2 protein-coding genes are annotated in these 12,543 nt (G+C 67.7%); both read right to left on the bottom strand.

Annotated elements, in window-relative coordinates; genetic code table 11:
- Positions 1–72: 72 nt before the first annotated feature.
- On the bottom strand, positions 73–1,782 hold the full coding sequence (locus tag A9W95_RS16075; protein WP_067414613.1) for an ABC transporter ATP-binding protein: 1,710 nt from the start codon (positions 1,780–1,782) through the stop codon (positions 73–75).
- Between the two features lie 8 nt (positions 1,783–1,790).
- A partial coding sequence (locus A9W95_RS16070; RefSeq protein ID WP_067414610.1) for a non-ribosomal peptide synthetase occupies positions 1,791–12,543 on the bottom strand: 10,753 nt, incomplete at its 5' end.

Below are 12,543 nucleotides of genomic sequence, written 5' to 3'. Positions count from 1 at the left end.
CGCCCAGGACCCGGCGGGGAGCTGAGATCGCGAGTCGAGCGATTCGGGATAGCACAGCGGGTCAGCTCGCCTTCATCGGTGGGCGAGCTCGTGCTCGATGAGCTCGCGGTAGACGGCATTGCTCAGCAACTCGGTGTGCGTGCCGACGGCTTGGATGCGGCCTTGCTGCAGCACGAGGATCTGATCGGCGTTGGTGACCGTGGAGAGCCGATGGGCCACCACCACCAGGCTGCGCTGACCGCGTGCTTGTAACACGTTGCTCATGACGTCGTACTCGTTGGCACGGTCGAGGTGGGCGGTGGGTTCGTCCATGAGGATGAGTTGCGAACGTGACAGAAAGGCGCGGGCCAGCGCGAGCCGCTGGCGTTGGCCACCGGACAAGCCGCGACCGCGTTCGAGTACCGGTGTGTCGAGTTGCGCGGGGAGGCGGGCAATTTCGTGGTCGATGTTGGCCTGTTTCAGGGCTGTCCACAGGTCGGCTTCGCTGGCGTCCGGGTTGGCGATGAGGAGATTTTCCCGGATGGTGCCGTGCAGCACCGGGGCGTCCTGTTCCAGGAGCCCGAGTCGGCGCCTGAGGTCGTTGAGCGGGATGCTGCGGAAGTCATGTCCTTGCCAGCGCAGCGCGCCGGTGTCCGGATCGTGGAAGCGGCACAGCAACGCCAGGATGGTCGATTTCCCGGCGCCCGAAGGTCCGATGAGCGCGGTGACCTGGTTGCGGCGCAGCGTAAAGGAGACGTCGTCGAGGACTTTTGATCCGCCGTCGTAGGAGAAGGACACGTGGTCGAACTCGACCAACTCCGCGGTTTGTTGCGGGTCCGGCACGCCACCGGCCGCGCTGATCACCGTCGGCAGGTCGCCTTCGGGCAGTTCGCGCAGGGTAGCCACGAAGTGTTGGTACGCGCCGGCCGACGTGCGCAGATTGGCCAGTGCGGTCATTGCGGCGGTGACGGGAAAGACGGCGTACATCGCGAACGCGAACAGGCTGACGAACTGGCCGACGGGCAAGGCGCCGCCGGCGACTCGGCGTCCGTCCATGATCATGATCGTCAGGAACGCACCGAAGATGCCCAACCGGATCAGCGCGAAGTTGACCGCGGTCGACGAGGCGACGTGGACGCCAGAGCGGTAGGCGGCGCGGGCGGGCACGCCAATCGACTTCGCTTCGCGTTCTTCGGCTCCGAACAACTTGACGGTCCGCGCCGCGCCCAGCGCCCGGTCCAATCCCGCCGTGTAGTCACTCAGTGCTACTTGGCGATGCAAGGACGCCCGTTGGATCCTGGACAGGAACGGACTGCCGGCGGCGTATCCCGCCGCCATGACAACCACCACGACGACCACGGTGAGCGGGTCGATGGTGAGCATGAACCCAGCTGCGCCGCACATGATCAATGCGCCGAACACGAGGTCACCGACGGAGCGAGGCACCGGCTGCAACAGTCCCGCGTCGTTGGTGGCTCGGGCCAGCAGGTCGCCGGTGCGGCCCCGGTCCAGCACGCCGATCGGCAGCCGCACAACATGATTGGCGAAGGTGTCGCGCAGCCGCAGCACGATCTTCTCGCCGGTACGGTCAAGCTGGAAGTGTCCCAGCGACTCCAGTAACAGCTGTCCGACGAGCATGGCCACCAGCGCGGCGGCCGGCAGAAGAATCGGTGCGCCTGCCACTGCCCGGTCGACGAGCCGGCCGGCCAGCAGCGGCTGGGCCAGGGCAAGCGCGGTTGCGGCGACGAGCAGCAAGACGCTTACCGTCATCGACACCCAATGCGCGCGAAGCAAAGTCAGCATCGTGGCGCCTAGAGCAGCCCGAGCCGGTGTAAGTCGGTGAAGTATTTGACGATCACCGACGACGTGACATGCGGTATGTCTGGGTTGTCGCTGTCGGGGCCGATCTTCGCTTCTTTGACCGCGGCCCGGAAGCGGTCGGTCGGGGCAAGCGACCCCACGACCGGCTCTAGCGGTCGCAGATGTTCGGCTCCGCGCAACAGCAGCATCGGCAACACCGAGTGCCGGCGTTGGCGATCCGGCAAGGCGCGCAGCGCGGTCTCGAACCGCTGCGCCCACTCCCCGAAGTCGTCGACGCGCTGGATAGGACATCCGGCCTCGATCAACCAGTCGACGTATTCGTCGATCCCGATGCCGTCGTCGTGCGGGTTCATCACATGGTAGGTCTGGAATTCGTTGCCTTCGCAGGTGCTCAGCGCGGTGATCGCGGTGGCGACGAAATCGACTGGCAGACCGTCGAAGTGCGCGCGTTGCCGGTTGCCGTCGGAGTCGAGCCGGTAGAACGAGCGGGGCGCGATGCCGGTGGCGACCAGGCTCAGCACCACCCGGGAGACGATATCGGTGACGTTGAGCTGGCCGGCGTAGGTGGCCTCGGCCAGGATCATGTCACAGCGGAACACCGCGACCGGCAGCCCGCACAGGTCGTGGGCTTCGCGGAGCAGCACCTCGCCGGCCCACTTGCTGTTGCCGTAACCGTTAGCCAATCTGCCGTTCACGCTGCGGGTCGGGCTGATCACTCGAATGTCAGCATCCTCGGTGAACACCGCTGAGTCGATTTGGGCGCCTACGTCACCGGTCGACACGTACGTGTAGGGCTTGAGCCTGGTGGTGAGCGCGATCTTGATCAGCTCAGCGGTCCCGGCTACGTTGGGCCCGAACAGCTCCTGATAGGGCAAGACAGCATTGACCAGGGCAGCCGAATCGACGATCAGATCGACGGTGTCGGCGAGACGCTGCCAAACCGCTTCGGTCAGGCCAAGGTTCGGTTCACTCTTGTCACCGGCGATGATCTCCAGATGATCGTCGGCCAGTTCGTGGAAGTGCTGCAACAATTCTGGATCACCGCTGTCGAAGACCCGCTCCAGACGGCGACGCGCATTCTCATCGGAATCGGCGCGCACCAAGCAGATCAACTTGCCGTCGGCCAACTCCATCTGTTCCAACAAACACAAGACCAAATAACGGCCGAGGAAGCCGGTCGCTCCGGTCAGCAGCACCGTGCGCACCTGGGCGCTCGGTCCCGGCAGCGTCGGTGCGCTGAGCAGCCTCGGTGCGTCGATGAACTTGTCCAGTGTGAGGTCGCTCGCGCGCACCTCGGTGAGGTCCTGCGCACGCCCGTGCACAAGTTCGAAGCGCGGGTCGCCGGGTGAACTGATGCCGGATGCCATTGCCTCGCTGGAAATCCGGTCACCAAGCCGCTGGCTCAACTCGCTGACGGACGGCGCATCGAACAGCGTGCGCACCGCCAACTGAGCATCGAGCGCCGCGTTGATCGCGGCGACCGCCCGCATCGCCGATAGTGAATCTCCCCCGAGATCGAAGAAGGAGTCGTCGATGCCGACCCTGTCGAGCCCGAGCACGCGGGCGTAGACGCCGGCCAGCGTCTCCTCGATGGGCGTGGCCGGGGCCCGATACCGGTCACCGTGCTGATATTCCGGCGCCGGCAGAGCCCGCTTGTCGAGCTTGCCGTTGACAGTCAACGGCAACGCATCCAGCACCACCACTGCCGCCGGCACCATGTAGGACGGCAGCTGCTCGGCCAACGAGGACCGCAAGGAGGTCGGGTCTACCGACCCGGTGACGTAACCCACCAGACGTTTGTCCGCCGGCCGGTCCTCGCGCAGGATGACGGCCGCCTGCTCCACACCGTCCAGCCGCGTCAGCGCCGCCTGAATGTCACCCGGCTCGATGCGATAGCCGCGGATTTTGACCTGCTCATCGGCGCGGCCCACATACTCCAGTTGCCCATCGGCACGCCAGCGCACCAGATCTCCGGTGCGATACATCCGGGCGCCCGCCGCTCCGAACGGACACGCCACGAACCGCGAGGCCGTCAGTCCGGACCGACGCCAGTATCCGACGCCCACTCCGCGGCCGGCCACATAGAGCTCACCGACCAGCCCGGCCGGCACCGGCCGCAACCACGGGTCCAGCACGAACAACGCCGCCCCGGACACCGGCGCGCCGATCGGGGGTGCTGCCGAATTGGCCTGCAGCGGTTGGCTTATGGACGCATCGATGGTCGTCTCGGTGGGTCCGTACACGTTGACCATCAGCCGCCCCGGCGCCCACCGGTCCACCAGCTGCGTCGGGCAGGCCTCGGCACCGATCACCAACGCCACCGGCCCGACCTCCTCGGGCGATAACATCCCCAGTTCGGTGGGCGTCACGCTGAGCACGCTGACCTGCTCAGCGACCAGCAATGCTTGCAGATCTTCCGGTGAGCGTGTCACCGCTTCGGGGACCACGACAAGGCGCCCGCCGCCGAGCAGCGCACCCCAGATTTCTTGCACCGAAACGTCGAATCCGTAGGAGTGACACTGCGACCACACCGCCGCCTCCGGCAGCGGCGCGTGCAGCGACTCCAGTAGCTGGGTGACGCTGTGGTGGGTGACGGCGACCCCCTTGGGCACTCCGGTGGTGCCGGAGGTGTAGATGATGTAGGCGACGTCGTCCCCGGTCGCGCGCGGGCCGGGCAGCGTCGTGCCCGGGTAGGTCAGGATCCGCGGGTCGTCGACGTCGATCACGGTCAGGTCAGGCCCAAGCCGCTCGGCCAACGCTGCGGTGGTGATCGCGGCGACCGGCGCGGTGTCGGCGAGCAGGAAAGCCACCCGCGTGGCGGGCAACGCCGGGTCGATCGGCAGATAAGCCGCGCCCGTCTTGAGCACCGCCGCCATCGCCACTATGGCTTGCGCGGAACGGGAAAAGTGCAGTGCGACAACATGTCCCGGGACGGCACCATGACGGGCAAGCAGGTGCGCCATCCGGTTCGACGCCTCGTCGAACTCGCGGTAGGTCATCGACGTGCCCTGGTAGGACAGCGCCACTGCCTCCGGAGTGCGCACCACCTGCTCGGCCAGCAAGGCTGGAATCGTCGCCGGGTGGGCGGCCGCCTGGGTCAGCACCACGCGGTTGCCCCAGTCGGCGAGGCGAGCGTGCTCGTCGGGTTCCAGCAGGTCCATCGACGACAACGGCGCCGTCGGCGCGGCCGTCATCGCCGTCAAGATCCGCTGGAACCGTTGCAGCAGCGTTTCGACAAGGGTCGCGTCGAAGATATCGGCGCGGAAGTCGAGGCGAATGCCCATTTCGCGGCCCGGGGCGACCTGCACCACCAGCGGGTAGTGGGTGCTCTCGCGGGTGGTGAGGTCGGTGATGGCCAGGTCGTCATCACCCAACCGCACGCCGGTGTCGACGGGGTAGTTCTCGTAGGCGAAGTGGGTGTCGAACAATTGGTCGTGACCGGTGATGCGGTGGATGTCACCCAGCGCCAGGTGCTGGTGCTCGAGCGTGTGGTTCTGCCTGTGGTGCAACTGGGCGAGCAGGTCCGTGGTGGTGCTGGCCGGCGTGACGCTCGCCCGCACCGGGACGGTGTTGATGAACAGGCCCACCATCGATTCGGCGCCGGCTACCTCGGCCGGCCGGCCCGAGACGGTGGCACCGAAGACCACGTCGTGGTGACCGGTCAGCCCCATCAGTACCTGCGCCCAAGCGGCCTGCAGCACGACGTTGACGGTGGTGTGGTTGCTCCGCGCCAGCTCACCGAGGGCTCGCGTGGTGGCGACGGGCACCCGCAATGAGGTGCTGCCCCGGCTGCCCACGCCTAACCGATCCGGCGGGGCGACCAGGGTGGGGGTGGTGAACCCGTCCAGCACCTCGCGCCACGCCGTCACGGCGGCCTGGCGATCTTCGCGGCCCCGGTCGACCAGCCAGGTGAGGAAGCTGCGGTAGGACCCGGCTGCCGGCAGCCACTGGCCGTGGTAGCTGGCGAAGACCTCTCGCAGCAGAATCGGCATTGACCAGCCATCGAGCAGGATGTGGTGATTCGTGAGGACGAATCGGTACCGGCCGTCGCCGGTGCGGATCAACGCCACCCGGAAGGCCGGATCGCCGGCCAGTTCGCAGACGGCGGCCCGTTCGGCGGCGCACACCCGCTGGATCTGTGCTTGCGGGTCGCGGTCTTGGCTGTCCAACTCGACGTATCGCCACGCCGCCGTCGGGTTGGCCGGGATGATCTGAACCGGCTCGTCGAATTGCGTACAGAATCGGGCCGCCAGGTGGGGATGGCGGGTGATCACGGTCTGCACCGCCTCGCGCAGCCGGTCCGGGTCGAGGTTGCCGGTCAGCGTGACCTCCAGCTGCACCGCGTACACGTCGTCGGCGCCGTGTGCGGTGCTGGCATGGAACAGCAGCCCCTGCTGCAGCGGGGTCAGCGGCAAGATGTCGGCGATCGAATGTTGTTGAGACAACTCGTCTATCTGCTGCTGGCTGAGCCGGGCAGGCGCGATGTCCGACGGCGTCAGCCCGCCGCCGCCGCGCTGCACGTGACGGCAGATTCCGCGCAGGGCGTCGAACCATAATTGGCTGAGCTGGCTGACCCGCGCGCGATCAACCGCCGACGGCGCCCACATCCAGTCGGCGCGCAGGTGCGGGCCGGCGTCGGTGTCGACAGTGCCGGCGTTGAGGTCGACGGCGTGCATCAGCGGCATGGCCACCGCTGTGGCCGCACCGATCAGCTCGCCACCCTGGTGGCTGATCCGCCAGAGATCACCGGCGGACGGCGCGTTGACCCCGAGGCGTCCCAGATAGTTGAACCCGAACGCCGGGTCGGGTCCGGACAGATCCACGCCGGCGTTGAGGTAGCGCAGCAGTCCGTAGGTCAGGCCGTCGGGGTGGGCGCGCAACTGTTCCTTGACGTCCTTGATCACCGCGCCCAAGGCCGCGCCACCGGCCACCACCTGATCCCAGCTCACCGCGCGAACACCAAGTGACACTGGGTATTTGGTGGTGAACCATCCCACGGTGCGCGACAGGTCGAGGCCGGGGGCCAGGTCCTCGTTGCGTCCGTGACCCTCCACGTCGATGCTGATGGGCGCGCCGCGGGTGCCCAGCGATTCGGCGCAGGCCAGCCCGAACGCGATCAGCAAGATGTCGTGCACGCCGGCATGGAATGCCGCCGGGGCGGCACCGAGTAGCAGGCGGGTGGTTTCGACGTCCAGGAGCGCCGTCAGTTGCCCGGCGGTGGCGAAGGTGTCGACCGCGGGCTGCACCGCCGGGAGCGCGGCAGGCGTGGCGGCCACCTCGCGCCAGGCCTGCGCCTGGTCCACGACGTCGGCGCGGTTGGCGTAGTCGTCGAGCAGAGACGCCCAACGTTGGAAGGACGTGCCTGGCGCGGCCAAGGCCACCGGCTGACCGGCGCGGTGCTGCACCCACGCGATGTTCAAGTCTTCCAACAGGATTCGCCAGGACACACCGTCCACCGCCAGGTGGTGAATGCTCAACGCCAGCTGACCTGTGCTGGGGACCCATAACGCGCTGAGCATCACCCCGGCCGCCGGGTTCAATCGGCAACGGTTTGCGATCAGCGCCTCTTCGGACAACGCGCCGACCGTGTGCAGGAGGTCCTCCGCGGTCACCGAACCGGCCGCGGGCACCCGCAAAGACCACTGCCCGGCCTGGTCGTCGACTCGTAGCCGCAGCATGGCGTGCCGATCCAGCAAGGCCTGTAGCACGGTCACGATGTCGGACTCGGTGACCCCAGTCGGAGCCTGCACCAACACCGTCTGGTTGAACTGGTCGATCGCGCCACCCATGCTGCGCAGCCACTGCATGATCGGCGTGGCCACGACTTCGCCGATACCGTCGTCGACCGCGGCGTCCCCGGCGGCCTCGGTGAACGCGGCGACTTGGGCCAGCCGGGACACGGTCTGCTCGACGAAGATGTCACGCGGCCGACACAGCAGGCCGGCCGCCCGCGCCCGGGCGACCACCTGCATCGACATGATGCTGTCGCCGCCCAGGTCGAAGAACGACTCGTCGACTCCCACCCGCTCCAATCCCAAGACCTCGGCGTAGATGCCGGCAAGCATCTCCTCGACCATGCTGCCCGGGGCCCGGTACTGCTGGGCGCCTTGGTATTCCGGCGCCGGCAGGGCGCAGGTGTCGAGTTTGCCGTTGGCAGTCAACGGCACGGCGTCGAGGACGACTATCGCCGCCGGAATCATGTAGGCCGGCAGCCGGTCGGCCAGCCGCGCGCGGATATCGGCCGGGTCTGCCGTTCCCGTGACATAACCCACCAGACGGGTGGCGCCGGGTTGGTCTTCGCGGGCGATGACCAGCGCTTGGTCTACCCCGGCCACCCCGGCCATCGCCGCCCGCACCTCACCCAGTTCGATGCGGTAGCCGCGGATCTTGACCTGCTCGTCGGCGCGCCCGACATAACGCAACTGCCCGTCCGGACCCCACCACACCAGGTCCCCGGTGCGATACATCCGAGCTCCGCCGCCGGCGAAGGGGCACGCGACAAACCGCGAGGCGGTGAGCCCGGTCCGGCGCACATAGCCATCCGCCAAACCGCCACCGGCCATATACAACTCGCCCACCACGCCGACCGGCACCGGCCGCAACCACCGATCCAGTACGAAGAAGCCGAGGTGGGTCAGCGGTCCCCCGATCGGGCTGACGGCAGCCGCCACATCATCGGCGGTGATCTCCCGCACCGAGGCGTGCACCGTCGTCTCGGTGGTCCCGTACAGATTGAGCAGCCGAGGTCCGGGCTGATGACGGTCCAGCCATGTCCGAAGACGCTGCGGGGCAAGCGCTTCCCCGGCAAACAGCACCACCCGCAAAGCGAGGCGATTACCTTGCGGGGCGGCGAGCGCATCAGCGGTTTGGAGCGCATAGAAGGCCGACGGCGTCTGACTCAACACACTTACCTGTTCGGTGACCAGCAGTGCGTGGAAGTCCTCGGGGGAACGCGCGACCCCTTCGGGCACCACCACCAGTCGGCCGCCGTCGAGCAGCGCTCCCCAGATTTCAAACACCGAGACGTCGAAGGCCAACGAGTGCCATTGCGACCACACCCCCGCCTTGGGCAGGTGGGTCCGCAGCGACCCGATCAACTCGGTGACGTTGCGGTGCTTGACGGCAACGCCCTTGGGCACGCCGGTGGTGCCCGACGTGTAGATAAGGTAGGCGATGTCGTCGGCCGCTGGGGCGGTTAGTTCGCTGCGCGGACACGTCGGGATGTCGGGGTCGTCGACTTCGATCACCGCCATGTCCTGGCCGTCCAGCCGCTGGACCAGCGCGCCAGTGGTCACCGCCACGATTGGCGCGGCGTCGGCGAGCAGAAATTGCACCCGCGCCGCCGGCAGACCCGGATCGATAGGCAGATAGGCAGCTCCGGTCTTGAGCACCGCCACGATCGCCACGATCGCGTCGGCAGACCGGGGCAACAGCAGCGCCACACAGCGCCCCGGCGCCGCCCCGCGACTGGCCAGCACCTGCGCCAGCCGGTCGGCGGCGTCGTCGACCTCGCGGTAGGTCCACGAATGTTCTTGGTATACCAGGGCCACGGCGTCGGGTGTGCGCGCGACCTGCGCGGCCCACAGCGACGGGATCGACGCTCCCGAGGGGGCCGGCTGGGCGAGTACCGCCCGGTTGCCCCAGTCGTCGAGTCGTTTCCGTTCATCGTCACCGAGCACATCGATCGACGACGCGCGCCGCCTAGGATCGGCCGTCACGGCGGTCAGCACCTGCCAGAACCGCTCGATCAATTTCTCGATGCTCGCCGGATCGAACACGTCGGTGCGGAATTCCACCGCGCCGCCGATGCCGGCGGGCTCACCGTTGTCCGTCCAGCGTTCGGCCAGCGAGAAGGTCAGGTCCATGCGGGCGGTGTGGGTATCCACCGGGATCGGTGTGACGTTCAGATCTCCCAGGACCAGGTCGCCGCGGGCGTTGTTCTGCCACGCCAGCATGACCTGGATCAACGGGTGATGGGTCAGTGACCGGGTGGGATTGAGCCGGTCGACGAGCACTTCGAACGGGACGTCCTGATGCTCGTAGGCGGCCAGGCTGCGCTGTCGCACTTGGGCGAGCAGCTCGACGAACGTCGGATCTCCAGCCAGGTCGACCCGCAACACCAACGTGTTGACGAAGAAGCCGACCAGCTCATCGAGCTTGGGATCACCGCGCCCGGCAATCGGAAAACCAACTGCCACATCGGAACTGGCGCTCAGTTCGGACAGCAACAGCGCCAGGGCCGCCTGGAGCACCATGAAGCTGGTCGCGTTGTGCTCGCGGGCCACCGCACTCACCCGCTGCTGCAACTGCGCCGGCCAGTCCACTGGCACACTGCCGCCACGGTGGTCGGCAACCGGTGGGTAGGGCCGGTCGGTGGGCAGCTGCAGGCGCCCCGGCAGGCCGGCGAGTGCTTGTTCCCAATACCGCAACTGCGCGGCCAGCGGGCTCTCACCGTCGGCCACATCACCCAGGTTCGTCCGCTGCCACAGCGTGTAATCGGCGTACTGAACCGGCAATTCGGCCCAGTCCGGCGCCGACCTCGCACACCGGCTGGCGTAGGCCACACTCAGATCGGTGGCCAGCACACCGACCGACCAGCCGTCGCCGGCGATGTGGTGCAGCACGGCGACCAGCACGTGGTGCCGGTCGGCGATGCGGAAAAGCGTTGCCCGGATGGGGATTTCGTTGGCCAGATCGAACGGGTGCCGCGCCGCGGCGCCAACGGCTTGGTCGAGGCGGCCCGGAGACCATCCACTGGCGTCGACCACCTGCCAGCCCACCTCGGCGCTGTCGGCAGCGACGATCACCTGCCGAGGTGACCCGTCGACCGCGACGAACCGAGTACGCAGGCTTTCATGGCGGTCCACCACGTCGGCCAGCGCCGCAGCGAGCGCCTGCGCATCGAGTTCACCGCGCAGCTCCAGTGCTACCGCCATGTTGTAAACCGCTGACGGACCGTGCAATTGGTCCAAGAACCACAGCCGGCTTTGGGCGAAGGACAGCGGGATCACGGCCGGCCGCGGCGCTGGGCGCAGCGGCTCGAGGCCACCTTGGCCCGCGCCGATGCGGGACGCCAACTGGGCCACCGTCGGTGCCTCGAACAACGCGCGCACGGGGAGGCGAGCGTCCAGGGTTGCGCTGATCGCGGCCATCACCCGCATCGCCGACAGTGAATCGCCGCCCAGGTCGAAGAACGAATCGTCGGCACCGACCGAGTCGAATCCGAGTACCTGGGCGAAGCTGCCGGCGATGAGCTCCTCGATGGGGCCGGCCGGCGGACGGTGGTGAGCACCGCGCTGGTAGTCCGGAGCCGGCAGCGCGCGGACGTCGAGTTTGCCGTTGACGGTCAGCGGCAACGCGTCGACGACCATCACCGCAGCCGGAACCATATACGGCGGCAGTCGATCGGCCAGCGCGGCCCGCACTGCAGATGGATCGGCGGTGCCGGTGATATACCCGACCAGACGCACGTCACCGGGACGGTCCTCCCTGGCAACGACGACTGACTGGTCAACTCCGTCCAATCCGCGTATTGCGCCCTGGATTTCGCCGAGCTCGATCCGGTAGCCGCGGATCTTGACCTGTTCGTCGGCGCGCCCTACATACCGCAGCTGGCCATCAGCACCCCAGGACACCAAGTCTCCGGTCCGATACATTCGGGTGCCCGGCGCGCCGAACGGGCACGCCACAAATCGCGAGGCGGTCAACCCCGATCGGCGCCAATAGCCCAGCCCAACCCCATGGCCCGCGACATACAACTCCCCCACCACACCGGGCGGCACTGGGCGCAGCCAGCCGTCCAGGACGAAAGCTGCCGCTCCGGGCACTGGTGATCCGATGGGCGGTCGGGCCGGCGCGGCGCGCAACGGCGCACTCATCGACGCGTAGATGGTGGTCTCGGTCGGGCCGTAGGCGTTGATCATCACCCGCCCCGGTGCCCACCGCTGCGTGAGTTCCGGCGGGCAGGCCTCGCCCGCAACGATCAACGTCACCGAATCCAGTCCCTCCAGTGACAGCACTCCGAGCGCCGACGGGGTTTGACTCAAGACGGTGACTCGTTCGGCGACCAACAAGGCGTGGAAGTCATGCGGTGAGCGGGCTACCGACTCGGGCACCACCACCAGCCGACCACCGTGCAGCAGCGCACCCCAGATCTCCCACACCGAGAAGTCGAAGGTGTAGGAATGGTATTGCGACCACACTCCCGCCGACGGTAGTTCCGCTGGCAATGACCGGAGCAGTTGGGTGACGTTGTGGTGCGTGCTGGCAACGCCTTTCGGGACACCGGTGGTACCCGAGGTGTAGATGAAGTAGGCGACGTGCTCGGCGGTCGGCGCGGGCAACGCCGTGTCCGGGTACTCGGAGAGGTCGGTGTCCTCGACGTCGATGACTGGGATGCGGTGCCCCCGCAAGCGCTCAGCCAGCACTTGGGTGGTGAGCGCGGCGATGGGTGCCGCATCGGCGAGCATGAACTCGATCCTGGCCGCCGGCAGGCCGGGGTCGATCGGGAGATACGCCGCCCCGGATTTCAGCACCGCCAGCATGGACACAATCGCCTCGGCGGAGCGCGAAAACAGCAGCGCCACCACTGAACCCGGTCCCACGCCATGCCCGGTCAGTAGGTGCGCCAGCCGGTTGGTGGACTCGTCGAGCTGTCGGTAGGTCATCGAACGGCCGGCGCAGGTCAGCGCTACCGCCGCGGGCGTGCGCGCCACCTGCGCGGCCCACAGCGCGGGAATCGAC

Origin of the sequence: Mycobacterium sp. 1423905.2, from assembly GCF_001673155.1 — a bacterium.
Classification (GTDB): domain Bacteria; phylum Actinomycetota; class Actinomycetes; order Mycobacteriales; family Mycobacteriaceae; genus Mycobacterium.
The sequence above is the reverse complement of the archived record's forward strand: the minus strand, read 5'-3'. Positions and strand labels throughout refer to the sequence as shown.